The organism is Pseudomonas sp. MF6776 (assembly GCF_016613125.1).
GTDB classification, from domain to species: domain Bacteria; phylum Pseudomonadota; class Gammaproteobacteria; order Pseudomonadales; family Pseudomonadaceae; genus Aquipseudomonas; species Aquipseudomonas iridis.
In genome coordinates, this window is the sequence record NZ_JAENSQ010000004.1 from 306,044 (window position 1) to 331,999 (window position 25,956).

25 protein-coding genes are annotated in these 25,956 nt (G+C 58.9%); 17 read left to right on the forward strand and 8 right to left on the reverse strand.

Annotation, left to right across the window (positions count from 1 at the left end):
• Nucleotides 1-50: 50 nt before the first annotated feature.
• Both JJD74_RS06795 and JJD74_RS06800 read right to left on the reverse strand, forming a co-directional pair.
• Entirely contained in the window at nt 51-1,268 is a 1,218-nt protein-coding gene (locus JJD74_RS06795) for an argininosuccinate synthase (RefSeq protein WP_042560735.1), read from the reverse strand.
• Nucleotides 1,269-1,397: 129 nt separating this feature from the next.
• Nucleotides 1,398-2,306: a flagellar protein MotY gene (locus JJD74_RS06800; protein ID WP_042560736.1), complete on the reverse strand. Its 909-nt coding sequence runs from the start codon at nt 2,304-2,306 to the stop codon at nt 1,398-1,400.
• Between the two features lie 160 nt (nt 2,307-2,466).
• Between JJD74_RS06800 and pyrC the strand changes: the two genes are divergently transcribed.
• Entirely contained in the window at nt 2,467-3,513 is a 1,047-nt protein-coding gene (pyrC, locus tag JJD74_RS06805; protein ID WP_042560737.1) for a dihydroorotase, read from the forward strand.
• A complete protein-coding gene (gene rnt / locus JJD74_RS06810; RefSeq protein ID WP_042560738.1) occupies nt 3,510-4,187 on the forward strand; it encodes a ribonuclease T in 678 nt (225 codons plus the stop codon). The genes pyrC and rnt overlap by 4 nt, the downstream gene beginning before the upstream one ends.
• Before the next feature lie 73 nt (nt 4,188-4,260).
• Here the strand turns inward: rnt and JJD74_RS06815 are convergent, their stop codons facing one another.
• Nucleotides 4,261-4,863, reverse strand: a complete 603-nt coding sequence (locus JJD74_RS06815) for a peroxiredoxin (protein WP_003227723.1) — start codon at nt 4,861-4,863, stop codon at nt 4,261-4,263.
• Nucleotides 4,864-5,176: 313 nt separating this feature from the next.
• Here JJD74_RS06815 and JJD74_RS06820 point away from each other — a divergent pair, with 313 nt between their 5' ends.
• Together JJD74_RS06820 and bfr are read left to right on the forward strand one after the other, a co-directional pair.
• Nucleotides 5,177-5,395 carry a bacterioferritin-associated ferredoxin gene (locus JJD74_RS06820; protein ID WP_003227725.1) on the forward strand — a complete coding sequence of 73 codons (219 nt, stop codon included), beginning with the start codon at nt 5,177-5,179 and terminating at the stop codon, nt 5,393-5,395.
• Nucleotides 5,396-5,595: 200 nt separating this feature from the next.
• Nucleotides 5,596-6,069: a bacterioferritin gene (gene bfr, locus JJD74_RS06825; RefSeq protein ID WP_042560739.1), complete on the forward strand. Its 474-nt coding sequence runs from the start codon at nt 5,596-5,598 to the stop codon at nt 6,067-6,069.
• Nucleotides 6,070-6,246: 177 nt separating this feature from the next.
• Here bfr and grxD read toward each other — a convergent pair whose 3' ends face one another.
• The 3 genes from grxD to JJD74_RS06840 all read right to left on the reverse strand — a co-directional run bounded on the left by grxD (nt 6,247) and on the right by JJD74_RS06840 (nt 9,216).
• The gene (gene grxD / locus JJD74_RS06830) at nt 6,247-6,588 is read right to left on the reverse strand and encodes a Grx4 family monothiol glutaredoxin (protein ID WP_042560740.1); all 342 of its coding nucleotides are present in this window, start codon (nt 6,586-6,588) and stop codon (nt 6,247-6,249) included.
• A gap of 97 nt (nt 6,589-6,685) precedes the next feature.
• Complete coding sequence (locus tag JJD74_RS06835; protein ID WP_200612440.1) at nt 6,686-8,791, reverse strand: molybdopterin oxidoreductase family protein; 2,106 nt, start codon at nt 8,789-8,791, stop codon at nt 6,686-6,688.
• A 134-nt stretch (nt 8,792-8,925) separates the two neighbouring features.
• Nucleotides 8,926-9,216 (reverse strand): hypothetical protein, encoded by a 291-nt coding sequence (locus JJD74_RS06840; protein WP_042560743.1) that lies wholly within the window; start codon nt 9,214-9,216, stop codon nt 8,926-8,928.
• A 404-nt stretch (nt 9,217-9,620) separates the two neighbouring features.
• Here JJD74_RS06840 and argF point away from each other — a divergent pair, with 404 nt between their 5' ends.
• Nucleotides 9,621-10,541, forward strand: coding sequence for an ornithine carbamoyltransferase (argF, locus tag JJD74_RS06845; RefSeq protein ID WP_200612443.1), 921 nt, complete (start codon nt 9,621-9,623; stop codon nt 10,539-10,541).
• Complete coding sequence (locus JJD74_RS06850; RefSeq protein ID WP_200612448.1) at nt 10,538-11,647, forward strand: ABC transporter ATP-binding protein; 1,110 nt, start codon at nt 10,538-10,540, stop codon at nt 11,645-11,647. Before argF ends, JJD74_RS06850 begins: the two co-directional genes overlap by 4 nt.
• Nucleotides 11,648-11,726: 79 nt before the next feature.
• On the opposite strand, the gene JJD74_RS06855 is transcribed toward JJD74_RS06850, so the two are convergent.
• Nucleotides 11,727-12,509, reverse strand: coding sequence for a PhzF family phenazine biosynthesis protein (locus JJD74_RS06855; RefSeq protein WP_047302905.1), 783 nt, complete (start codon nt 12,507-12,509; stop codon nt 11,727-11,729).
• Between the two features lie 98 nt (nt 12,510-12,607).
• Nucleotides 12,608-13,078, reverse strand: a complete 471-nt coding sequence (gene ybaK, locus JJD74_RS06860; protein WP_047302907.1) for a Cys-tRNA(Pro) deacylase — start codon at nt 13,076-13,078, stop codon at nt 12,608-12,610.
• 362 nt (nt 13,079-13,440) lie between these two features.
• Here ybaK and JJD74_RS06865 point away from each other — a divergent pair, with 362 nt between their 5' ends.
• The 11 genes from JJD74_RS06865 to JJD74_RS06915 all read left to right on the forward strand — a co-directional run bounded on the left by JJD74_RS06865 (nt 13,441) and on the right by JJD74_RS06915 (nt 25,922).
• The gene (locus tag JJD74_RS06865; protein WP_042560748.1) at nt 13,441-14,292 is read left to right on the forward strand and encodes an MIP/aquaporin family protein; all 852 of its coding nucleotides are present in this window, start codon (nt 13,441-13,443) and stop codon (nt 14,290-14,292) included.
• A 77-nt stretch (nt 14,293-14,369) separates the two neighbouring features.
• Nucleotides 14,370-15,872, forward strand: a complete 1,503-nt coding sequence (gene glpK, locus JJD74_RS06870; RefSeq protein ID WP_042560749.1) for a glycerol kinase GlpK — start codon at nt 14,370-14,372, stop codon at nt 15,870-15,872.
• 95 nt (nt 15,873-15,967) lie between these two features.
• Complete coding sequence (locus tag JJD74_RS06875; RefSeq protein WP_007916700.1) at nt 15,968-16,723, forward strand: DeoR/GlpR family transcriptional regulator; 756 nt, start codon at nt 15,968-15,970, stop codon at nt 16,721-16,723.
• A gap of 295 nt (nt 16,724-17,018) precedes the next feature.
• Nucleotides 17,019-18,554: a glycerol-3-phosphate dehydrogenase gene (gene glpD / locus JJD74_RS06880; protein WP_042560750.1), complete on the forward strand. Its 1,536-nt coding sequence runs from the start codon at nt 17,019-17,021 to the stop codon at nt 18,552-18,554.
• Nucleotides 18,555-18,948: 394 nt separating this feature from the next.
• Nucleotides 18,949-19,863: a glutamate/aspartate ABC transporter substrate-binding protein gene (locus tag JJD74_RS06885; protein ID WP_042560751.1), complete on the forward strand. Its 915-nt coding sequence runs from the start codon at nt 18,949-18,951 to the stop codon at nt 19,861-19,863.
• Nucleotides 19,864-20,053: 190 nt separating this feature from the next.
• On the forward strand, nt 20,054-20,800 hold the full coding sequence (locus JJD74_RS06890) for an amino acid ABC transporter permease (protein WP_042560752.1): 747 nt from the start codon (nt 20,054-20,056) through the stop codon (nt 20,798-20,800).
• The gene (locus JJD74_RS06895; protein ID WP_042560753.1) at nt 20,800-21,471 is read left to right on the forward strand and encodes an amino acid ABC transporter permease; all 672 of its coding nucleotides are present in this window, start codon (nt 20,800-20,802) and stop codon (nt 21,469-21,471) included. Before JJD74_RS06890 ends, JJD74_RS06895 begins: the two co-directional genes overlap by 1 nt.
• Complete coding sequence (locus JJD74_RS06900) at nt 21,468-22,202, forward strand: amino acid ABC transporter ATP-binding protein (RefSeq protein ID WP_042560754.1); 735 nt, start codon at nt 21,468-21,470, stop codon at nt 22,200-22,202. Before JJD74_RS06895 ends, JJD74_RS06900 begins: the two co-directional genes overlap by 4 nt.
• Nucleotides 22,203-22,357: 155 nt before the next feature.
• Entirely contained in the window at nt 22,358-24,259 is a 1,902-nt protein-coding gene (locus JJD74_RS06905; RefSeq protein ID WP_042560755.1) for a sensor histidine kinase, read from the forward strand.
• Entirely contained in the window at nt 24,256-25,584 is a 1,329-nt protein-coding gene (locus JJD74_RS06910; protein ID WP_200612450.1) for a sigma-54-dependent transcriptional regulator, read from the forward strand. The genes JJD74_RS06905 and JJD74_RS06910 overlap by 4 nt, the downstream gene beginning before the upstream one ends.
• An 8-nt stretch (nt 25,585-25,592) precedes the next feature.
• Nucleotides 25,593-25,922: a GlpM family protein gene (locus tag JJD74_RS06915; protein WP_164488128.1), complete on the forward strand. Its 330-nt coding sequence runs from the start codon at nt 25,593-25,595 to the stop codon at nt 25,920-25,922.
• Nucleotides 25,923-25,956: the final 34 nt, after the last annotated feature.

Below are 25,956 nucleotides of genomic sequence, written 5' to 3' on the forward strand. Positions count from 1 at the left end.
GCCCGTCTGGAAGACGGGGCCGCCCTTTTATTGCGCGTCAGTCTGAAAAATCAGAACAACTTGCGGCCCTTGTTGGCAGCAATGCGCATGCGCAGCGCGTTGAGCTTGATGAAGCCCGCCGCGTCGGCCTGGTTGTAAGCACCGCCATCCTCTTCGAAGGTCGCGATGTTGGCATCGAACAGCGAATCGTCGGACTTGCGGCCCGTCACGATCACGTTGCCTTTGTACAACTTCAGGCGAACCACACCATTCACGCTGGTCTGGGAAGCGTCGATCATCTGTTGCAGCATCAGACGCTCAGGGCTCCACCAGTAACCGGTGTAGATCAGGCTGGCGTACTTTGGCATCAGCTCGTCTTTCAGGTGAGCGACTTCGCGGTCCAGGGTGATCGATTCAATGGCGCGGTGAGCACGCAGCATGATCGTACCGCCCGGAGTCTCGTAGCAACCGCGGGACTTCATGCCGACATAACGGTTTTCGACGATGTCGAGACGGCCGATACCGTGAGCACCACCGATCTTGTTCAGCGTCGCCAGCACGGTGGCCGGGGTCATTTCGACGCCGTCCAGCGCAACGATGTCGCCGTTACGGTAGGTCAGTTCCAGGTACTGCGGGGTGTCGGGAGCCTTCTCCGGGGAGACGGTCCAACGCCACATGTCCTCTTCGTGCTCGGTCCAGGTGTCTTCCAGCACGCCGCCTTCATAGGAGATGTGCAGCAGGTTGGCGTCCATCGAGTACGGGGATTTCTTTTTGCCGTGGCGCTCGATCGGGATCGCGTGCTTCTCGGCGTAGTCCATCAGTTTCTCGCGGGACAGCAGGTCCCACTCACGCCACGGCGCGATCACTTTCACGCCTGGCTTGAGCGCGTACGCACCCAGTTCGAAACGCACCTGATCGTTGCCCTTGCCGGTGGCGCCATGGGAAATGGCGTCAGCGCCGGTTTCGTTGGCGATTTCGATCAGGCGCTTGGCGATCAGTGGACGTGCGATGGAAGTACCCAGCAGGTACTCGCCCTCGTAAACGGTGTTGGCGCGGAACATCGGGAACACGAAGTCACGCACGAATTCTTCGCGCAGATCGTCGATGTAGATTTCTTTGACGCCCATGGCCTGAGCCTTGGCGCGGGCCGGCTCGACCTCTTCGCCTTGACCGAGATCAGCGGTGAAGGTCACCACTTCACAGTTATAAGTATCCTGCAGCCACTTGAGGATCACCGAAGTGTCCAGGCCGCCGGAATACGCCAGAACGACCTTGTTTACGTCCGCCATGCCATCACTCCACGGGGTTCTACGGAAAGCCGAAGAGTCTACCGCCCAAACGCGATAATTTACAGAGGCGCGACAGCTTAAGACGACAAAGCGACAGAATCTGTCGAGGGCGCGACGATGACCGGCGGGTCAGGAAGTTGCCGCAGCGTTCGCTGGCGTGCTGGCAGTGGGTGCAGGTGCGGTCGTCGGGGCTACTCGCGCAAGGTGCACGTTGACCCGACGGTTCTTCGCGCGGTTGCTCGCATTGGTGTTAGGAACCAATGGGTAGCGCTCACCATGGAAACGCACGGTGATCTGCGATTCCTGAATGCCGTTGGCCTTGAAGAAATCAACCACGGCCAAGGCCCGACGACGGGACAGTTCGCGGTTGGTCAGACGATTGCCGCTGTTGTCCGAGTGGCCATCGAGTTCGATGTGATTAACCGTCGGATCAGCCTTCATGTACTCGAGCATCACTTGCAGCTTGGCCTTGGCAGCGGCATCGAGCTCGATACCTTCGCCGGGGAAGCCGATCTGCGATTGTTTAACCTGTTCGAAATTCTGCGGCAGCAATTTCGCCACACAGCCCTGGTAATCGTTGAAGGCCTTGTTGAACCTGACCGGCAACAAACGCACTTCCGAGACCCGACCATCGCCCGAGGCGCGACGAACAACAGGGCTGCGCCCATCCATCAGACCACTGATCAAGCCGCCGGCCTGAGACTGCGAGCTGTTGAACAGGACGTTGCCGCTGCCCAGTCTTACGGTGCCCAGGTTGATGTCGCCGCGCCCCGGCTGCCACGGTGCTGCGGCGGCGAGCAGCGTCGCCGAACCGCCGCCGAGCATGGCGTTGTAGGCATTCAGACGGAAGATCGCCTGTTCGCCGGCCTTGCGCACGAACTCACCCGAGCCGAAATCCGTGATCGGTTGTGTCAGACGGCACTCGAACTTGTCGCCGGCGACCGTCCACTCAATGTTCTCCAGGCGAGTCTGGTACGTAAGCGCCATCGCAGGAAAACTGGCAAACACACTGAGCAAGGCTAAATATCGCTGGCGCACGGGAGGCTCCATTGGCTTCTGAAACACAAAGACCGATTCACACTACGTTTACGGCATACCTACGGGATATCGGAAGGTTCCCGCAAAACTTGATAGCGAGTGCCTGCAAGAGTCTTTTCCGGTAGCATTCGCCTCAGTTTGACCCGCCTGGAATCCCCTCATGTCCGACCGCCTGACCCTGCTGCGTCCCGACGACTGGCATATTCATCTTCGCGATGGTGCCGTGTTGACCAATACCGTTGCCGATGTTGCGCGCACGTTTGGTCGCGCCATCATCATGCCCAACCTGGTACCACCGGTGCGCAACGCCGCTGAAGCCGACGGCTATCGCCAGCGGATTCTCGCTGCCCGCCCGGCCGGCAGTCGCTTTGAGCCGTTGATGGTGCTGTACCTTACCGACCGCACCCAGCCCGAAGAAATTCGCGAGGCCAAGGCCAGCGGTTTCGTGCACGCCGCCAAGCTGTACCCGGCCGGCGCCACCACCAATTCGGATTCTGGCGTCACCAGCATCGACAAGATCTTCCCGGCAATCGAGGCCATGGCCGAAGTCGGGATGCCGTTGTTGATTCACGGCGAAGTCACCCGTGGCGATGTCGACGTGTTCGACCGCGAAAAGATCTTCATCGATGAGCACATGCGTCGCGTGGTCGAGCGTTTCCCGACGCTCAAGGTTGTTTTCGAACACATCACCACCGCCGATGCCGTGCAGTTCGTCAACGAGGCCCCGGCCAACGTTGGCGCGACCATCACCGCGCATCACCTGCTGTACAACCGCAACCACATGCTGGTGGGCGGGATTCGGCCGCACTTCTACTGCCTGCCGATCCTCAAGCGCAACACCCACCAGGAAGCCCTCCTCGATGCCGCCACCAGCGGCAGCGCGAAGTTCTTCCTCGGCACCGACTCGGCGCCGCACGCCCAGCACGCCAAGGAAGCCGCTTGCGGCTGTGCTGGCTGCTACACCGCGTACGCCGCCATCGAGATGTATGCCGAAGCGTTTGAGCAACGCAATGCGCTGGACAAGCTCGAAGCGTTCGCCAGCCTCAACGGCCCGCGCTTCTATGGCCTGCCGGTGAACACCGATCGCATCACCCTGGTTCGTGACGAATGGACCGCCCCAACCAGCCTGCCCTTTGGCGAGCTGACCGTTATCCCGCTGCGCGCCGGTGAAAAACTGCGCTGGCGCCTGCTGGAGGAACACGCGTGAGTGAAGACCATTTCGACGACGAACTGGACGGTCAAAGTGGCGGCGGCGGTTCCCGTCACCCAATGGCAGCACGCTTTCGCGGCTACCTGCCGGTTGTTGTCGACGTAGAAACGGGCGGCTTCAATTCGGCCACCGATGCGTTGCTGGAGATTGCCGCGACCACTATCGCCATGGATGAAAAGGGTTTCGTTTATCCGGATCACACCTACTTCTTCCGTGTCGAGCCGTTCGAAGGCGCCAACATTGAAGCGGCAGCACTGGAGTTCACCGGCATCAAGCTGGACCACCCCCTGCGCATGGCTGTCAGCGAAGAGACGGCACTGACCGACATCTTCCGTGGCATCCGCAAGGCGCTGAAGGCCAACGGCTGCAAGCGCGCGATTCTGGTCGGCCACAACAGCAGCTTCGACCTTGGCTTCCTCAATGCCGCCGTTGCGCGACTGGACATGAAGCGCAATCCGTTCCACCCGTTCTCCAGTTTTGACACTGCGACGCTGGCCGGTCTGGCTTACGGCCAAACCGTACTGGCGAAAGCCTGTCAGGCCGCCGACATCGATTTCGACGGTCGTGAGGCGCACTCCGCGCGTTACGACACCGAGAAAACCGCCGAGCTGTTCTGTGGCATCGTCAATCGCTGGAAACAGATGGGCGGCTGGGAAGACTTCAACGACTGATCCTGGTCGGATTTCTCCCGCGCAAAAAAAACCGGCCACATGGGCCGGTTTTTTTGTACCGCAACGTTGCGCCTTACAGGGCAGCAGCGTTCTCGGTCAGGTAAGCCGCAACGCCTTCTGGCGAAGCGTTCATGCCTTTGTCGCCTTTTTTCCAGTTGGCAGGGCAGACTTCGCCGTGCTCTTCGTGGAATTGCAGAGCGTCGACCAGACGGATCAGCTCTTCCATGTTACGGCCCAGTGGCAGGTCGTTGATGATCTGCGAGCGGACAACGCCTTTGTCGTCGATCAGGAAGGCGCCACGGAAAGCCACGCCGCCTTCGGATTCAACGTCGTAAGCCTTGGCGATGTCGTGCTTCATGTCGGCAGCCATGGTGTATTTCACCTGGCCGATGCCGCCATTGTTCACTGGGGTGTTGCGCCATGCGTTGTGGGTGAAGTGCGAGTCGATCGACACAGCGATCACTTCAACGTTGCGTGCCTTGAAGTCAGCCATGCGGTTGTCCAGAGCGATCAGCTCGGACGGGCAGACGAAGGTGAAGTCCAGTGGGTAGAAGAACACCAGGCCGTATTTGCCTTTGATGGCCGAGGACAGGGTGAAGCTGTCAACGATCTCGCCATTGCCGAGTACGGCCGGGACGGTGAAGTCTGGGGCTTGTTTGCCTACGAGTACGCTCATTGATATCTCCTGGTGTAGAAACTTGAAGTTCAGGGTCCGGGCCAGCCTGCCACCCTCAGGCGACAGCCCTGTGACACGAACCCCCTTCGCAAGGGCCGACCATCATACACTGCGTTTTTCGCCTGTCCTTAACGGTTTTTCGCAGTTGCCGATTACAGGGCTGCATTTACGGGGCCATACAGATCGCCAGTAATCACCGTTCGTCAGTCATGGGCCAATTCGGTGAAAAGGCCTCGCAAAGCACTTTGACAATCATTCTCGTTATTATTAAGATCCATCGCAATTGAGTCACAACCAGCGACGGTTCTCACTTATGTATGTTTGTCTCTGCACTGGCGTCACCGACGGACAGATCCGCGAAGCGATCTATGAAGGTTGCTGCAGCTATAAAGAAGTCCGCCAGGCCACCGGCGTCGCCAGCCAGTGCGGCAAATGTGCCTGCCTTGCCAAGGAAGTGGTTCGCGAAACCCTGACCAAGCTGCAAACCGCCCAGGCCGCGATTCCTTATCCAGTAGAATTTACTGCTGCGTAACTACCCCTATTTCAAAGAACCGGACTTATGTCCGGTTTTTTTATGCCTGTAAATCAAGCGCTTAGGCTCCAGACGCGGAACACAAACATTCTTATTTCGATTAATTTTCATATATTATTCAATAACTTAGGTTTGACACTTATAAGTACGAAGCTCAAACTCCGCCTTATATACAGCTATTACAGGGCAGGACTCCGATCATGAAAGGCGACATTACAGTCATCCAGCATCTCAACAAGATCCTTGCCAATGAGCTGGTCGCGATCAATCAGTACTTCCTGCATGCGCGCATGTATGAAGATTGGGGCCTGAACAAGCTGGGCAAGCACGAGTACAAAGAATCCATCGACGAGATGAAGCACGCGGACAAGCTGATCAAGCGCATCCTGTTCCTCGAAGGTCTTCCAAACGTGCAGGACCTGGGCAAGCTGCACATCGGCGAGCACACCCAGGAAATGCTGGAGTGCGACCTGCGTATCGAGAAGACCGGCCACGCAGACCTGAAAGCCGCAATTGCCCATTGTGAAACCGTTGGCGACTTTGGCAGCCGTGAGCTGCTCGAAGATATCCTCGAATCCGAAGAAGAACATATCGACTGGCTGGAAACCCAACTGGGCCTGATCGGCAAAGTCGGTCTTGAGAACTATCTGCAATCGCAGATGGGCGAAGAGTGATTTAACACTCGCCAAATTCAAGACATTAAAAAGCCCCGCCCTCTTTCGAGGTGCGGGGCTTTTTATTGGCTGAAGATCAAAAGATCGCAGCCTCGTTTCACTCGACAGCCCCTACAGGGGGAGCGTGTGTCGAATGAACCGACGGGGAAGCAAAGAAGCTTGCTTCCCTACAAGCCATCAGGCTTCGGACTTGTTCGCAGCAGCGGCTTCGACAGCAGCCTTGATGGTGCTTTGCAGCGAACCGTCTGCCGACATCTCGGTCATGATATCGCTACCGCCGACCAGTTCACCGCCGACCCACAGTTGCGGGAAAGTCGGCCAGTTGGCGTACTTTGGCAGGTTGGCGCGGATTTCCGGGTTCTGCAGGATGTCCACGTACGCAAACTTTTCACCACACGCCATCACAGCCTGTGCAGCTTTCGCGGAAAAGCCACATTGTGGGGCATTCGGCGAGCCTTTCATGTAAAGCAGAATGGTGTTGTTGGCAATCTGCTCTTTAATCGTTTCGATGATATCCATGGAGCACCTCGGCTGAACTTTCCGACTCACGGGTCGGCACGGTGGCGCATTGTAACGGAATCCCGAGCGCCATGCTCGGTCTCCCCGACAGACATGCTCAAGCCGCCGCCACGGTCACCGGCACACCATTGAGCGCCGCGTTCCCGGATAACTCGTCGAGCTGACATTCATCGGTCAGGTCATTGGCGCTCGATCCCGGTTGACTGCTGGCGATCGCCATCTGCACACCCGGACGCGCATGCCCCCAACCGTGCGGCAGGCTGACCACGCCTTTCATCATGTCGAGACTGCCGAGCACTTCCACTTCAATCTGCCCGACCCGCGAACTCACCCGCACAAGCTGCCCATCATTGAGCCCGCGGCTGGCCAGGTCATCCGGGTGCATCAGTAACTGGTGACGCGGCTTGCCCTTCACCAGACGGTGATAGTTGTGCATCCACGAATTGTTGCTGCGCACATGCCGGCGACCGATCATCAACAGTTCATCGGCGGCCGGTGCCTGCAAGGCGGCGAACCGCGCCAGGTCAGCGAGGATCTCTGGTGGCGCAGCCTGTACGCGTTGACTCGGCGTTTTCAGGCGCGCGGCCAGATTAGGCTTCAACGCGCCCAGATCTATTCCGTGGGGATGATCGAAAAGAGTGGCCAGGGACAGCTTTTGCTCTGAGGCGTCACCGTACATTCCCATGCGCAGACCCATGTCGATCATCTTCGCCGGCGGCATGGTCGGCTTCAGTTCCTTGCCGGTTTTCTCGGCGAAGGCCTTGGCCAGACCGACAAAGATTTCCCAGTCATGCAATGCGCCCTCGGGTTTGCCGAGGATCGCCCGATTGAAACGGGTGACGTTGCGCACCGCAAACAGGTTGAACGTGGTGTCGTAGTGATCGTTCTCCAGCGCCGAAGTCGACGGCAGAATCAGGTCGGCATAGCGCGTGGTTTCGTTGATGTACAGGTCAATGCTGACCATGAACTCCAGACCGTCCAGCGCTTGTTCGAGCTGCCGTCCATTGGGCGTCGACAGCACCGGATTGCCGGCCACGGTGATCAGCGCACGAATCTGCCCTTCGCCTGCGGTGAGCATTTCTTCAGCCAGCGCCGACACCGGCAATTCGCCGCCATACTCAGGACGCCCGGAAACACGGCTTTGCCATTTGTTGAAATGCCCGCCCGAGGTCGACGCCACCAGATCCACTGCGGGCTCTGTGCACAGGGCCCCGCCAACGCGATCCAGATTGCCGGTGACCAGATTGATCAACTGCACCACCCAGTGGCACAACGTGCCGAACGCCTGGGTGGAAACGCCCATCCGCCCATAACACACCGCACTCGGCGCGGCGGCGAAGTCGCGAGCCAATTGGCGGATTTGCTCGGCGGGCACCGCGCACAGCGGGCTCATGGCTTCGGCGGTAAACGTCGAAACGGCCGCGCGCACTTCGTCCAGGCCATCCACCGGCAAATGGCTGTCGCGGGTCAATCCCTCGCTAAACAACGTGTTGAGTAACCCAAACAACAACGCCGCATCGCCCCCGGGACGCACGAACAAATGCTGATCGGCGATGGCCGCCGTTTCACTGCGTCGCGGATCGACCACCACCACTTTGCCGCCGCGTGCCTGAATCGCCTTAAGGCGTTTTTCGACGTCGGGCACCGTCATGATGCTGCCGTTCGAGGCGAGAGGATTGCCGCCCAGGATCAGCATGAAATCGGTGTGATCGATATCGGGGATCGGCAGCAGCAAGCCGTGGCCGTACATCAGGTAACTGCTGAGGTGATGGGGCAGTTGATCGACCGATGTCGCGGAATACCGGTTACGGGTTTTCAACAGACCGAGGAAGTAATTGCTGTGGGTCATCAGCCCATAGTTGTGCACGCTCGGGTTGCCCTGATACACGGCCACCGAATTCTGCCCATGCCGCTCCTGGATCGCCGCCAGACGCTCGGCCACCAGCGCAAACGCCTCGTCCCACTCGATCGGCAGCCATTCGCTGCCAACCCGCCGCATCGGCTGGCGCAGGCGATCCGGATCGTTCTGAATGTCTTGCAGGGCCACAGCCTTGGGGCAGATGTGCCCACGACTGAAGGTGTCGAGGGCATCACCCTTGATCGATGTGATCGCAACAGCGCCATCGGTTTCGGTGGTCTCGATGATCAAGCCGCAAATGGCTTCACACAGGTGGCAGGCACGGTGATGAAGAGTCTTGGTCATGGCCAGTCTCTGTTTTGTTCTGGGCAGGCAACAACGCCTGCGGGAACAAAACTATGGCCCGTGTGCCGAAACGGCGCCAGCGACGTTCGTCTTGTGAATCGGCGGCCATCAGGCGAGCCGATAGCCCGACGCGATCAATTGATCGGCAGAGTGGGTGGCGGCGCCAACTGGATTTCCTGAATGGTTTCGATCTGCTCGTGGGCGATGTGCACACCGGTGAGTTCGCCGATCAGGCGCCAATGCTCGTCGAGCCCGGTACTGATGGTCGCCATGCGATCGATCATTTGACGGCTGGCAGCCTTGACCACTTCGTCCTCGCTGCGCAGCAGTTCGAAGGACATCGAGGTCATTGAAGCGGTGAGATGGGTCAAGGAGCGAGCCGTATGGCCCAGCAAATCCATTAACAGTTGTTCTTTCGATTCCATGCGGAGGCTTCCTGCGTCGCTCGAAGGCTATTTATAACTCAGCACTTTGCTTTAGCAAATGTTTCAACGCGAACATCCGACCAAGCGATTACGCGATCACCCGGTATCAAACCGACCTGCGTGGCGCCATACCCGCCACGCCTGATTGCCAAGCCCGGTAAGGCCAGTGTACAAAGAGGCTCGCTGCTGTCCTGAACCCGGCTTCAAATGCGCGACTGCTACTTGCCGTCCGCCCTCCGAATCCCGCAAAAACCGTAGCCTATTGGAAAAACGCGACATTTAGTGTCAATATCGCGCCTCCCCCTATTTCGTCGCCCCTGTGCGGCTTACGCCGCAGGTCTCGCCCGTTGTTCCGTTAAACAAGGCTTTGAGCATCTGCGGTTTGTAGCAAAAGGTAGTCAATGATGAGCGCAAGGCACTTTCTCTCCCTGATGGATTGCACGCCCGAAGAGCTGGTCAGCGTGATCCGTCGAGGCGTTGAGCTCAAGGACCTGCGTAACCGCGGCGTACTGTTCGAGCCTCTGAAAAACCGCGTGCTGGGGATGATCTTCGAGAAATCCTCGACCCGCACCCGGATCTCGTTCGAGGCCGGCATGATCCAGCTCGGCGGTCAGGCGATCTTTCTTTCGCCGCGCGACACGCAACTTGGCCGTGGCGAGCCGATCGGCGACTGCGCCATCGTCATGTCGAGCATGCTTGATGCGGTGATGATCCGTACGTTCGCGCACAGCACGCTCACCGAATTTGCCGCCAACTCGCGCGTGCCGGTGATCAACGGCCTGTCCGATGACCTGCACCCGTGCCAGTTGCTGGCCGACATGCAGACTTTTCTTGAGCATCGTGGCTCGATCCAGGGCAAGACCGTTGCCTGGATCGGCGACGGCAACAACATGTGCAACAGCTATATAGAAGCGGCGATCCAGTTCGACTTCCAGTTGCGCATCGCCTGCCCGGAAGGCTACGAGCCCAACCCGGAGTTTGTCGCCAATGCCGGCGATCGTGTGACCATCGTCCGCGATCCAAAGCATGCCGTGCGCGGTGCACACCTGGTGAGCACCGACGTCTGGACCTCCATGGGCCAGGAAGAGGAAACCGCCAAGCGCCTCAAGTTGTTCGCACCGTTCCAGGTCAATCGTGCCCTGCTCGACCTCGCGGCCGAGGACGTGCTGTTCCTGCATTGCCTGCCCGCGCACCGTGGCGAAGAAATCAGTCTCGACCTGCTGGATGACCCGCGCTCCGTCGCTTGGGATCAGGCAGAAAACCGTCTCCACGCACAGAAGGCCTTGCTCGAGTTCCTCGTCGAACCGGCATATCACCACGCATGAGCCATGAATTACTGCTGAACCTGCGCAACCTCGCTTGCGGCTATCAGGACCAACGCGTGGTGCAGAACCTTAATCTGCACCTCAACGCCGGTGACATCGGTTGCCTGCTCGGCTCGTCCGGCTGCGGCAAGACCACCACCCTGCGCGCGATTGCCGGTTTCGAACCGGTGCACGAGGGCGAAATCACCCTGGGCGGCGAGACCATTTCCAGCGCCGGTTTCACCCTGGCGCCCGAGAAACGCCGGATTGGCATGGTGTTTCAGGACTACGCGCTGTTTCCGCACCTGTGTGTTGCGGACAACATTGCCTTTGGCATTCGCAAGCACCCGAACAAAACGCGCGTCACCGAAGAGCTGCTGGAACTGGTCAACCTGAAAAACCTCGGCAAGCGCTTCCCGCACGAGCTCTCCGGTGGCCAGCAACAGCGCGTAGCCCTCGCCCGCGCCTTGGCGCCAGAGCCGCAATTACTGCTGCTTGATGAACCATTCTCCAACCTCGATGGCGAACTGCGACGCAAGCTCAGCCACGAAGTGCGCGACATTCTCAAGGCTCGTGGCACCAGCGCGATTCTGGTAACCCACGACCAGGAAGAAGCCTTCGCCGTGAGCGATCACGTCGGCGTTTTCAAGGAAGGTCGACTGGAGCAATGGGACACGCCCTACAACCTGTATCACGAACCGGCAACCCAGTTCGTGGCCAGTTTTATCGGTCAGGGCTACTTCATTCGCGGCCAGCTCGCCAGCCCGGAATCGGTGCAGACCGAACTCGGCGAAATGCGCGGAAATCGGGCTTATACCTGGCCAATTGGCGGCGCGGTGGATGTGTTGCTGCGTCCGGATGACATCGTGTATGCGCCGGATAGCGCACTGAAGGCGCACATTGTGGGCAAGACGTTCCAGGGCGCATCGACGCTGTATCGCCTGCAACTGCCGACCGGTGCACAACTTGAATCGATTTTTCCGAGCCACGCCGATCATCAGGTCGGTGCTGAGGTCGGTATTCGCGTTGCGGCCGAACATCTGGTGTTGTTCCAGGCCTCGGGTAGCACGGCGGCGCAGATTCCCGCGGTGGAAAACGGTGTTAGGCGCTACAGCACCGCTCTCTGACGATCAAAAGATCGCAGCTTTGGGCAGCGCCTACACTGATCCCTGTAGGAACTGCCGCAGGCTGCGATCTTTTCGTTTCTCAACCCAACACTAATGTGCCGCTCGCAACCAGCGTCGCATTCCCGCCAATCTTCACCCGCTCCCCCTCGAACCGACAGAACAACTCCCCGCCTCGTGCCGAACGCTGACACGCGGTCAGGCTCGATTTGCCCAGACGCTTCGACCAGTAAGGGATCAGGCTGCAATGAGTCGAACCGGTCACCGGGTCTTCATTGATGCCAATCGCCGGAGCGAAATAACGCGAGACGAAATCGTGCTGATTGCCGCGCGCAGTGACGATAGCGCCCAGCCACGGCAGTTTGGCCAACGCGACCATGTCCGGCGTGCACTCGAGCACCGCCTGCTCCGATTCAAGCACCACGAACAGTTCGTTGGAGCCCAGCACATCCACCGCCTCGACACCCAGCGCACGCTCGACATCCAGCGTCACACCAATCTCCGACGGCACAATCGAGGGAAAATCCAGCCACAGGCGGCCTTCCTCACGGCTTACGCTCAGCGGCCCGGACTTGCAGGTGAAGTCGATACGTTCAGCACTTTCCTTGTAGATTTCGAACAGAACATAAGCGCTGGCCAGCGTCGCGTGACCGCACAACGGCACTTCGGTGGTCGGGGTAAACCAGCGAATATGCCAAGCCTGGCCTTCACGCACCATAAACGCGGTTTCCGCCAGATTGTGTTCGGCGGCGATTTTCTGCATCAACTCATCGGCGAGCCACGCATCGAGCCGATAGACCATCGCCGGATTGCCACTGAACGGCCGATCACTGAACGCGTCGACCTGATGAAATTCGAGCTGCATAACCTTCTCCCTGAGTCAGTCGGCAGAGCATGCAACCACGATGAAATCAGCGCCAGTGACAGATCCGGCGAAATTTCTTCATACAGCGCAGGTGACTGTCACGCTCGACCAATATCGGCAAATTTCGCCTGGGTATGTTCGGCGAGTATTGTCGGCGCCAACTCGACCTCCAGCCCTCGCCGACCGGCGCTGACATAAATAGAAGCAAAACCGTGGGCTGAATTATCAATAAAGGTGCGCAGGCGCTTTTTCTGCCCCAAAGGGCTGATACCCCCCAACAAATACCCAGTGGAGCGCTGAGCCGCCGCCGGGTCTGCCATCTCGGCTTTTTTCACGCCAGCGGCATGGGCCAAACCCTTGAGGTCGAGGCTTCCGACGACAGGCACCACCGCCACCAGCAGTTCGCCTTTTTCACTGGCCGCCAGCAGCGTCTTGAACACCTGCGCAGGCTCGAGGCCAAGCTTCTCTGCGGCCTCCAGCCCATAAGACGCGGCCTTAGGATCATGTTCGTAACTGTGCACGCGATGTTCGGCACGAACTTTTTTCAACAGGTCCAACGCAGGGGTCATGGCAACTCCAGGCTCGGCAGTGGCAGGAAATTCCTGCGCCGGATTCTAGGCCATCACATCACAAAAGGCTCTATTCCAGGCCACGTTTCCCGCGGCCTGCCAGCATTCCGAGCACGCATCACTGCGCCGACGGCACGCAATCATTCACACCACGAATAGTTACATTGTGACCGACAGTTCACTTTCGACCTTTGACAGCTTTGTTTCTTGTCTATATTTTTTCGAATCTGAATAATGTAAGAATTACGGTTATTACAGCACCCAGCAGTAAACCGGGAACAGGATGGGGATCCTGCCTCGGAGAAGATCGCGCCTTGCCCTGTTGGCAACGCGCCAGACAACAACAAAAATCGAGGTTTTCAATGACAACTGCTTTACAGCAACCATCGCTCTCGGGCCAATGCATGGCCGAGTTCCTGGGTACTGCACTCCTGATCTTCTTCGGCACCGGTTGTGTCGCCGCGCTCAAAGTCGCGGGCGCCAGCTTCGGCCTGTGGGAAATCAGCATCATATGGGGCGTCGGCGTGAGCATGGCGATCTACCTCACCGCCGGTGTTTCCGGCGCGCACCTGAACCCTGCCGTGAGCATCGCCCTGACAATCTTCGCCGACTTCGAAAAGCGCAAACTGCCGTTCTACATCCTCTCGCAAATTGCCGGCGCCTTCTGCGGTGCACTGTTGGTTTACACGCTGTACAGCAACCTTTTCTTCGATTTCGAACAAACCCATCAAATGGTTCGTGGCTCGGCCGCCAGCCTTGAGTTGGCGTCGGTGTTCTCGACATTCCCGAACCCGGTGCTGTCGACCGCCCAGGCGTTCCTGGTCGAGATGATCATTACCGCGATCCTGATGGGCGTGATCATGGCCCTGACCGATGACAACAATGGCTTGCCGAAAGGCCCGATGGCACCGCTTCTGATCGGTTTGCTGATCGCGGTGATCGGCAGTTCTATGGGCCCGCTGACCGGTTTTGCGATGAACCCTGCGCGTGATTTTGGTCCGAAACTGATGACTTTCTTTGCGGGCTGGGGTGAAATTTCCTTCACTGGCGGCCGTGATATTCCGTATTTCCTGATTCCGATTTTTGCACCGATTGTCGGTGCCTGCCTCGGCGCTGCCGGGTATCGCGGGCTCATCGCCCGTCACCTGACCGGCGCCACACCTGCTACAAAGGATGCAGAACCGGCCATTGACGGCAAACCAAGAACTTCTTGAAACAGTCGGCGTGGGTTCCTGCCCTATAGAACCTGCGCCACGGCCCACTCTCCCTTATTTCGTCCAAGGCAATCGACATGACCGACATTCAGAATAAGAACTACATCATTGCCCTCGATCAGGGTACAACCAGCTCCCGCGCGATCATTTTCGACCGCGATGCGAACGTGGTTTGCACCGCGCAACGCGAATTCGCCCAGCATTACCCGCAAGCCGGTTGGGTCGAACACGACCCGATGGAAATCTTCGCCACCCAGAGCGCAGTGATGGTCGAAGCGCTGGCCCAGGCCGGTCTGCATCACGATCAGGTCGCCGCCATCGGCATCACCAACCAGCGTGAAACCACCGTAGTCTGGGACAAGACCACCGGCCGTCCGGTCTACAACGCCATCGTCTGGCAGTGCCGCCGCAGCACCGAGATCTGCCAGCAGCTCAAGCGCGATGGCCACGAAGAGTACATCCGTGACACCACGGGCCTGGTCACCGACCCGTACTTCTCCGGCACCAAATTGAAGTGGATCCTCGACAACGTCGAAGGCAGCCGCGAGCGTGCGCGCAACGGCGAATTGCTGTTCGGTACCATCGATAGCTGGCTGATCTGGAAATTCACTGGCGGCAAGGTGCACGTCACCGACTACACCAACGCCTCGCGTACCATGCTCTTCAACATTCACTCGCTTGAGTGGGACGCGAAGATGCTGGAGATCCTCGACATCCCGCGCGAAATGCTCCCGGAAGTGAAAGCCTCGTCCGAGATCTATGGCCGCACCAAAAGCGGCATTGCCATCGGCGGTATCGCCGGTGACCAGCAAGCGGCGTTGTTCGGCCAGATGTGCGTTGAGCCGGGCCAAGCGAAAAACACCTATGGCACCGGCTGCTTCCTGCTGATGAACACCGGCGACAAGGCAGTGAAATCCAAGCACGGCATGCTCACCACCATCGCTTGCGGCCCGCGCGGCGAAGTCGCTTATGCGCTGGAAGGTGCGGTATTCAACGGCGGTTCGACTGTGCAGTGGCTGCGCGATGAGCTGAAAATCATCAACGACGCCCACGACACCGAATACTTCGCCAACAAGGTCAAGGACAGCAACGGCGTGTACCTGGTACCGGCCTTTACCGGTCTCGGCGCTCCCTACTGGGATCCGTATGCCCGTGGCGCGCTGTTCGGCCTGACTCGCGGCGTACGCGTGGATCACATCATCCGCGCCGCGCTGGAATCGATCGCCTACCAGACCCGCGACGTCCTCGACGCCATGCAACAGGACTCCGGCGAACGCCTCAAGGCCCTGCGCGTAGACGGCGGCGCGGTGGCGAATAACTTCCTCATGCAGTTCCAGGCCGACATCCTCGGCACCCAGGTCGAGCGCCCACAAATGCGCGAAACCACGGCACTGGGCGCGGCGTATCTGGCCGGTCTGGCATGCGGCTTCTGGGGCAGCCTGGATGAACTGCGTGGCAAAGCGGTAATCGAGCGTGAGTTCGAACCGAGCCTGGACGAAGTCGAGAAAGAGAAGCTGTACAAAGGCTGGAAAAAAGCCGTCAGCCGCACCCGTGACTGGGCGCGTGAGGACGCCGAATAAGCCAGTCTGAGGACTGACTAAAGCTGGAAACTGGTCGGGAGGAGATTCCTGCGGCATCATGGGCAAATTTTGCACGGCAGCCCAAAGGAAGCCCCATGAATCTGCCTCCCCGTCAGCAGCAAATCCTCGAGCTGGTCCGCGAACGCGGCTATGTGAGCATCGAGGAAATGGCTACGCTGTTCGTTGTTACCCCGCAAACCATCCGCCGCGACATCAATCAGCTCGCGGAAGCCAATCTGCTGCGTCGTTACCACGGCGGCGCTGCCTATGATTCCAGCGTCGAAAACACTGCCTATGCGATGCGCGCCGATCAGATGCGCGATGAAAAACAACGCATTGGTGAAGCCATCGCCGCACAGATTCCCGATCATGCCTCGCTGTTTATCAACATCGGCACCACCACCGAGTCGATTGCCCGCGCCCTGCTCAACCACAACCACCTGAAAATCATCACCAATAACCTGCACGTGGCGTCGATGCTCAGTGCCAAGGATGATTTCGATGTGCTGCTGACCGGTGGCAATGTCCGTCGCGATGGCGGTGTGGTGGGTCAGGCGAGTGTGGATTTCATCAATCAGTTCAAGGTTGATTTTGCCCTGGTCGGTATCAGTGGTATCGACGAGGACGGCAGTCTGCTCGACTTCGATTATCAGGAAGTCCGGGTTTCGCAGGCGATCATCGCCAATGCACGCCAGGTGATTCTGGCGGCGGACTCGAGCAAGTTCGGGCGTAACGCGATGATCCGGCTCGGGCCGATCAGCCTGATTGATTGCCTGGTGACCGACCAGCAACCGGTGCCGGCATTGGCGCAGTTGTTGAGCCAGCACAAGATTCGCCTGGAAGTCGTTTAGCCCCCCTAATCTTCATTCGCTGCGCCGACGCCTTCGCGAGCAGGCTCGCTCCCACATTGGAATGCATTTCAAACTGTGGGGGCGAGCCTGCTCGCGAATGCAATCGAGTAAACAGCACACCTCTAGCGCCCCTACGCGCATTTAATGTTCGGAAATTTTCCTTTAACGGGCCTTCGATGAGTTTTTTCAATCGAATGCGACTGGCTGTGCGCGTGTTTATGGGCTACCATTTTCGCAAATGAACATTAATGTTCGAATTCAAATATAGAAAATCACAAGAGCCCGAGGCCAGCCGATGTCTACATCTACCTTGCGTACGCCCCCTATCTCCGAGATCTACGATATCGCCGTCATCGGTGGCGGGATCAATGGGGTGGGGATCGCAGCGGATGCCGCCGGTCGCGGTCTCTCGGTGTTCCTTTGCGAAAAAGATGATTTGGCCAGCCACACCTCGTCGGCCAGCAGCAAGCTGATCCACGGTGGTCTGCGCTATCTCGAACATTACGAGTTCCGCTTGGTGCGTGAAGCACTGGCTGAACGCGAAGTGTTGCTGGCCAAGGCGCCGCACATCGTCAAGCCGATGCGCTTCGTGCTGCCGCACCGCCCGCACCTGCGTCCAGCGTGGATGATTCGTGCCGGTCTGTTCCTTTACGACAACCTCGGCAAGCGCGAAAAACTTGCAGGCTCGCGCAGTCTTAAGTTCGGCGCCGACAGCGCACTGAAAAGCGAAATTACCAAAGGCTTCGAATACTCCGATTGCTGGGTCGACGACGCCCGCCTCGTGGTGCTGAACGCCATGGCTGCGCGGGAAAAAGGCGCCCATGTGCACACCCAGACCCGTTGCGTCAGCGCCCGCCGCGCCAAAGGTTTGTGGCATCTGAATCTTGAACGTGCCGACGGCAGCCTGTTCTCGATCACCGCCAAAGCACTGGTCAACGCCGCGGGTCCATGGGTTGCCAAGTTCATTCGCGACGACCTGAAGATGGAATCGCCATACGGCATCCGTCTGATTCAGGGCAGCCACGTCATCGTGCCGAAGCTGTACGAAGGTGAACATGCGCACATTCTGCAAAACGAAGATCAGCGGATCGTTTTCACTATTCCGTACCTGAACCACTTCACCTTGATCGGCACCACCGACCGCGAGTACACCGGCGATCCAGCCAAAGTGGCGATCACCGACGGCGAAACCGATTACCTGCTGAAAGTGGTCAACGCACACTTCAAGAAACAAGTCAGCCGCGACGACATCCAGCACAGCTACTCGGGTGTGCGTCCACTGTGCAACGACGAGTCCGATAACCCGTCGGCCGTGACTCGCGATTACACCTTGGCATTGTCGGGTGGCGGTGAAGAAGCACCGCTGCTGTCGGTATTCGGCGGCAAGCTGACCACCTACCGCAAACTCGCCGAGTCGGCGATGGCGCAGTTGATGCCGCACTTCACCCAGATGCGCCCGAGCTGGACGGCTTCGGCGACCCTGCCAGGCGGCGAAGACATGACCACCCCGCAGGCCTTGAGCGCGTTGATCCGCGACAAGTTCGACTTCGTGCCAACCGAGATCGCCCGCCGCTGGTCCACCACCTACGGCAGCCGCACCTGGCGCATGCTCGAAGGCGTGGAAACCCTCGCGGACATGGGTGAACACATTGGTGGCGGGCTCTACACCCGTGAGGTCGACTACCTGTGCAGCGAAGAGTGGGCAACGACCGCGCACGATATTCTGTGGCGTCGCAGCAAGCTGGGGCTGTTCACCACACCTGCCGAGCAGGAGAAACTGGCGGCGTATCTGGGCAAGGTCGAGCAGAATCGCAAGATTGAAGCGGCTTGATATAACCATCGCTTAAATGAAAGCCCCTGAATTGTGAGATTCAGGGGCTTTTTTTATGTGGGTTCAGTTGCCTCACCCCGACCCTCTCCCCTCTGCGCGGTCCAACGTTTCGGAAGGGCCAGGGTAAGAGGCCTCCAACCATTCGGTTTTCCGAACGCGACCTTGCGGTCGATTCGGTTAACCGGATCAGATACGCCACAAAAAACTGCCATAAAAGTTTAATAGCGTTATAAATCAGAGCCTTAGGTGTTACCGACTGGTATGGCACGACTCATGCTCTACACTCTCTCGACGAATGCCTGCTGTGCCAACACTGCAGGAGCCGTCAGGCATTCGAAGCACAAAAGGGCCGACAAACTGGCTCCATAAAAAAAACAATGTCGAGGAAAATTTGATGCGCATCGTTCCCCATATCCTGGGCGCAGCCATTGCTGCCGCTCTGATCAGCACGCCAGTTTTCGCTGCCGAACTCACCGGCACCCTGAAGAAGATCAAAGAGTCCGGTGTCATCACCCTGGGCCACCGCGATGCCTCCATCCCGTTTTCCTACATCGCTGATGCCTCCGGCAAACCGGTCGGCTACTCCCACGATATCCAGCTGGCTATCGTCGAAGCGATCAAGAAAGACCTCGACCTTCCAAACCTGCAGGTCAAATACAACCTGGTGACCTCGCAAACCCGTATCCCGCTGGTTCAGAACGGCACCGTGGACGTCGAGTGCGGCTCCACCACCAACAACGTCGAGCGTCAGCAGCAGGTTGACTTCTCCGTCGGCATCTTCGAAATCGGTACCCGTCTGCTGTCCAAGGTTGACTCCAAGTACAAGGATTTCGACGACCTCAAAGGCAAGAACGTCGTGACCACCGCCGGCACCACGTCCGAGCGCATCCTCAAGGCGATGAATGCCGACAAGCAGATGGGCATGAACGTCATCTCCGCCAAAGACCACGGTGAATCCTTCCAGATGCTGGAATCGGGTCGTGCCGTTGCGTTCATGATGGACGACGCACTGCTGGCCGGCGAAGCGGCCAAGGCCAAGAAAGCCACCGACTGGGCCGTGACCGGCACTCCACAGTCCTACGAAATCTACGGCTGCATGATGCGCAAAGGCGACGAGCCGTTCAAAAAGGCTGTGGATGACGCCATCAAGGCTACCTACGCATCGGGCGCGATCACCAAGATCTACGACAAGTGGTTCATGGCGCCGATTCCACCAAAAGGCCTGAACCTGAACTTCCCGATGAGCGACGAGCTCAAGGCTCTGATCGCCAATCCGACCGATAAAGCGGCTGACGACAAGAAATCCTGATTTCTGACTAACCTTATCTCCTGAAGGGGCTCGGCCCTTTCAGGAGTTTGTCACTCCCTGCTGGCACATTCTGGAAACACTCGAACCGGTGGCTGTCGAGCCGATCGCGTGTGCCTGATCTTCACGATCAGAGGGAACGGAGTTTCCCAGGCGGGCACTTGTATATCGATCGAATCGAGGGGAGACCCTAATGAATTACAACTGGGACTGGAGCGTGTTCTTCAAGTCCACCGGCGTGGGCAGCGAGACCTATCTCGACTGGTTCATTTCCGGTCTGGGCTGGACCATCGCCATCGCCATCGTGGCCTGGATCATCGCTCTGCTGCTGGGCTCGATACTGGGCGTCATGCGCACCGTGCCGAACCGCATCGTGTCGGGCATTGCGACCTGCTATGTCGAGCTGTTCCGTAACGTGCCGCTGCTGGTGCAGCTGTTCATCTGGTACTTCCTGGTGCCCGACCTGCTGCCCGCCGATCTGCAAGAGTGGTACAAACAGGACCTTAACCCAACCACCTCGGCTTACCTGAGCGTGGTCGTGTGCCTGGGTCTGTTCACCGCCGCGCGTGTTTGCGAACAAGTGCGTACCGGCATCCAGGCGCTGCCGCGTGGCCAGGAATCGGCCGCTCGCGCCATGGGCTTCAAGCTGCCGCAAATCTACTGGAACGTGCTGCTGCCCCAGGCCTACCGGATCATCATTCCGCCGCTTACCTCGGAATTTTTGAACGTCTTCAAGAACTCCTCCGTGGCCTCGCTGATCGGGCTGATGGAGCTGCTCGCGCAGACCAAACAGACCGCCGAGTTCTCGGCCAACCTGTTTGAAGCGTTCACCCTCGCTACCCTGATTTATTTCACCCTGAACATGAGCCTCATGCTGCTGATGCGCGTGGTCGAGAAGAAAGTTGCCGTGCCCGGCCTGATCTCCGTGGGGGGTAAATAATGGAATTTGATTTCAGTGGCATCGTCCCGGCCATTCCCGGTTTGTGGAACGGCATGGTGATGACCCTCAAGCTGATGGCGATGGGCGTGGTGGGCGGGATCATTCTCGGCACCATCCTGGCGCTGATGCGTTTGTCCTCGAGCAAACTGCTGTCGCGGGTTGCCGGCGCCTACGTCAACTATTTCCGTTCGATCCCGCTGCTGCTGGTGATCACCTGGTTCTATCTGGCGGTGCCGTTCGTGCTGCGCTGGATCACCGGCGAAGACACCCCGATCGGTGCGTTCACCTCATGCATCGTCGCGTTCATGATGTTTGAAGCGGCTTACTTCTGCGAAATCGTCCGCGCCGGTGTGCAGTCGATTCCCAAAGGTCAGATGGGCGCGGCGCAAGCGCTGGGCATGAGCTACGGACAGATGATGCGTCTGATCATCCTGCCGCAAGCCTTTCGCAAGATGACCCCGCTGTTGCTGCAACAGAGCATCATTCTGTTCCAGGACACCTCACTGGTTTACACCGTGGGCCTGGTGGACTTCCTCAATGCCTCGCGCGCCAGTGGCGACATCATTGGCCGCTCCAATGAGTTCCTGATCTTCGCAGGTCTCGTGTACTTCACAATCAGCTTTGCCGCCTCGCTGCTGGTCAAGCGTCTGCAAAAAAGGTTCGCCGTATGATCTCTATCAAGAACATCAACAAGTGGTATGGGGACTTCCAGGTGCTGACTGATTGCAGCACCGAGGTCAAAAAAGGCGAAGTGATCGTGGTTTGCGGCCCGTCGGGTTCCGGCAAGTCGACCCTGATCAAATGCGTCAACGCGCTGGAACCGTTCCAGAAAGGCGACATCGTGGTCGACGGCACTTCGATTGCCGACCCGAAGACCAACCTGCCGAAACTGCGCTCGCGCGTGGGCATGGTGTTCCAGCATTTCGAACTGTTCCCGCACCTGACCATCACCGAAAACCTGACCATCGCGCAGATCAAGGTGTTGGGCCGCAGCAAGGAAGAGGCGACCAAAAAAGGTCTGCAACTGCTGGAGCGCGTCGGCCTGTCGGCTCACGCCCACAAGCATCCGGGCCAATTGTCCGGCGGTCAGCAACAGCGCGTGGCGATTGCCCGTGCGCTGGCGATGGACCCGATCGTCATGCTGTTCGACGAACCGACCTCGGCGCTCGACCCGGAAATGGTCAACGAAGTGCTCGATGTGATGGTGCAACTGGCCCAGGAAGGCATGACCATGATGTGCGTGACCCACGAAATGGGCTTCGCGCGCAAAGTGGCTGACCGCGTGATCTTCATGGACGCCGGCAAAATCATCGAAGACTGCCCGAAAGAAGAGTTCTTCGGCGATATCAGCGCCCGCTCCGAACGCGCGCAGCACTTCCTCGAGAAAATCTTGCAGCACTAAAAAACACTGCAGTACCTGTGGGAGCGGGCTTGCCCGCGATGGGGCCTTGTCAGTTGAAGATGATGTCGACTGATAGAGCGCTATCGCTGGCAAGCCAGCTCCCACAGGGACAGCGTACTTGCTGCAAGTGTGCTGGTTGACCCAAGGCATCTGTGATGAAATGCGACCCCAATCTTTATCGCGCAGCAAAGCCATCACTTGCCGTGAAGCCCCGTCTGATTCGTCACCTGTTCTTGCCGCCGCTGATCATCGCCCTGATGGTCGGACTGGGTTTTATCGGCTTCTGGACCAGTGAACATTTCGGTATCCGTAGCCTTGGCGAGAACGGCCAGCGTCAGCTGGAACTGCACGCCCGCGCCGTCGAGAGCGAAATCAGCAAATACACCTACCTCCCCAGCCTGCTGGAACTGGAAACCAGTGTCCCGCAATTGCTGGCCGACCCGACTCCGGAGCACCGGAAAACGGTCAACGATTACCTTGAAGGCCTGAACCGGCGCAGCCGCAGTCGGGCCATCTACGTGATGGACACCACCGGCCGCGTGATGGCCACCAGCAACTGGCGCGATGTCGACAGTTATCTGGGCGAAGACCTGTCCTTCCGTGCCTATTTTCAAAAAGCCATACGCGGTGAACCCGGCCGTTTCTACGGGATCGGCAGCACCAACGGCGAACCCGGCTACTACCTGGCCCATGGCCTGGAAGAACACGGCAAGATCATCGGCGTCGCCGTGGTCAAAGTGCGCCTCGAAGCCATGGAAGAACGCTGGCAACGGGCGCGCCTCGAAGCGTTTGTCAGCGATGAAAACGGCATCATCATTCTGTCCAGCGATCCGGCCAGACGCCTCAAATCGGTCATCCCGCTGAGCGACGAAGTCAAAGAGAAACTCGCCCGCAGCTTGCAGTACTACTGGTTCCCGCTCACCGAACTGCAACCGCTGGCCCGGGAAACCTTGTCCGAAGGCGTGGAAAAACTCACCTTCCCGTCCAACAGTGAAATCGACTCCGACGAAGACGACATCCGCTATCTGGCGCAGACCCGGCCCCTTAGCGATACACCGTGGAATTTCACCCTGCTGACGCCGCTTCAGGATTTGCGCCGCGAAGCGATCAACCAAGGAATTCTGGTCGCCGTCGCATTTGCCCTGGTGGCGTTCCTGCTGATTGCCTGGAATGAGCGGCGCAAGGTCATCGCCACCCGCCTCGCCGCCCGCGAAGCCTTGCAGGAAGCCAACAATCAACTGGAGCGTCGGATTACCGAACGCACCGCCGACCTGCGTGCCAGCAACGATCGACTCAAGAGTCAGATCCGCGAACGCCGGCAGGCTGAAGAGACGCTGCGCCGGGCCCAGGATGAACTGGTGCAGGCCGGCAAACTCGCCGCCATCGGCCAGATGTCCACGAGCATCGCCCACGAATTGAACCAGCCGCTGGCGGCCATGCGCACTCTCTCAGGCAATACCGTGCGTTTTCTCGAGCGCGGCCAGCTCGATGTCGCCAGCACCAATCTGAAAACCATCAACGACCTGATCGACCGCATGGGCCGGATCACCGCCAGCCTGCGATCGTTTGCCCGACGTGGTGACAATCAGGGCCAGGCCAGCCTCGGCAAAGCCGTGGACGCGGCGCTGCAATTGCTCGGAGCGCGCCTGGAAAATCCGGCGCTGCAACTGCACCGGCAATTCATTGATGTGCAGTTGCACATCGACCAGACCCGCCTCGAACAGATTCTGGTCAACCTGATCGGCAACGCCCTCGACGCCATGCAGGCGCAACCGCTGCCGCAACTGTGGCTGGAAGGTGAAGAGTTCAATGGCAAATATCGCCTGCGGGTGCGCGACAATGGCCACGGTGTCGACGTCGAAGCGCGCAAGCATCTGTTCGAACCGTTCTTTACCACCAAGCCCGGTGAACAAGGCCTGGGCCTGGGCCTGACGCTTTCCGCCAGCCTCGCCGCCGCCACCGGCGGACATTTGGGTGTCGAACACCCTGGTGGCGGCGGTACCACTTTCGTTCTCAGTTTACCGTTGGTAAGCCCTACTCCTGCCGAGCCAATATGAACCAAGACCTCAGCGTATTGATCGTCGAAGACGACCCCCATGTGTTGCTCGGCTGCCAGCAAGCGCTGACGCTGGAAGACATTCCCAGCATCGGCGTCGGCAGTGCCGAAGAAGCGCTGGAGCACGTCGGCGACAACTTTGCCGGTATCGTCATCAGCGACATTCGCCTGCCCGGCATCGATGGCCTCGAACTGCTGACCCGGCTCAAGCAACGCGACCGCAGCTTGCCGGTGGTGTTGATCACCGGGCACGGCGACATCTCCATGGCCGTTGGCGCAATGCAGAAAGGCGCCTACGACTTCATGGAGAAACCCTTCTCGCCGGAGCGCCTGGTCGATGTTGCACGCCGTGCGCTGGAGCAACGCAGCCTCGCCCGCGAGGTCTCGTCGCTGCGCAGGCAACTGGCCGAGCGGGATTCGCTTGAAGGCCGGATCATCGGGCGCTCGCCGGCCATGCAGAACCTGCGCGAATTGATCGCCAACGTCGCCGACACCTCGGCCAACGTCCTGATCGAAGGCGAAACCGGCACCGGTAAAGAACTGGTTGCCCGCTGCCTGCACGACTTCAGTCGGCGACACAGCAAGCAGTTCGTTGCACTGAACTGCGGCGGTTTGCCGGAGAACCTTTTCGAAAGCGAGATCTTCGGTCACGAGGCCAACGCGTTCACCGGCGCCGGCAAGCGCCGCATCGGCAAGATCGAACACGCCGACGGCGGTACGCTGTTCCTCGATGAAGTGGAAAGCATGCCGCTGCCGCTGCAAATCAAATTGCTGCGCGTGTTGCAGGAACGCACCCTCGAACGCCTCGGTTCCAACCAGAGCGTGGCGGTGGACTGCCGGGTGATTGCAGCGACCAAATCCGACCTCGACGAATCGAGCAAGGCCGGCGAATTCCGCAGTGACTTGTACTACCGCCTCAACGTGGTGACGCTGGAATTGCCGCCTTTGCGCGAACGCCGCGAAGACATCCTGCAACTGTTCGAACACTTCACCCAGCAATCGGCCCTGCGCTTCGACCGCGCACTACCGGAAATGGATAACCAGACCCTGTCGCACCTGATGAGCCACGACTGGCCGGGCAACGTGCGTGAACTGCGCAACGTCGCCGAGCGTTTTGCCCTCGGTTTGCCGGCCTTCAAGAAAACCGGCGCCGGCAGCGCGGGCCAGGGTTTGGCATTTGCCGAAGCGGTGGAAGCCTTCGAACGCAACCTGCTCAGCGACGCGCTGCAGCGCAGCGGCGGCAACCTGACCCAGGCCAGCCTGGAACTGGGCATGGCCAAGACCACACTGTTCGACAAAGTGAAAAAATACGGGTTGAGCCACTGATGGATCTGTTGCTGAAAGCGGCACTCGGTGCCGCGGTTGTGTTGATTCTCGCGGCGCTGGCCAAGACGAAAAACTATTACATCGCAGGGTTGGTGCCGCTGTTCCCGACGTTTGCGCTGATTGCTCATTACATCGTCGGCAAGGGCCGCTCGGTTGATGATCTGAAGACCACCATCGTGTTCGGGATGTGGTCGATCATTCCGTACTTTGTGTATCTGGCGACGTTGTATGTGATGGTCGACCGGATGCGGCTGGAGGCTTCGCTGGCCGTGGCGGCGGTGGCCTGGTTGATGACGGCTACGGTGTTGGTTTCGGTTTGGGTGCGCGTACACGGCTAACGTCTACCCCCTGTGTGGGAGAGAGCCTGCTCAC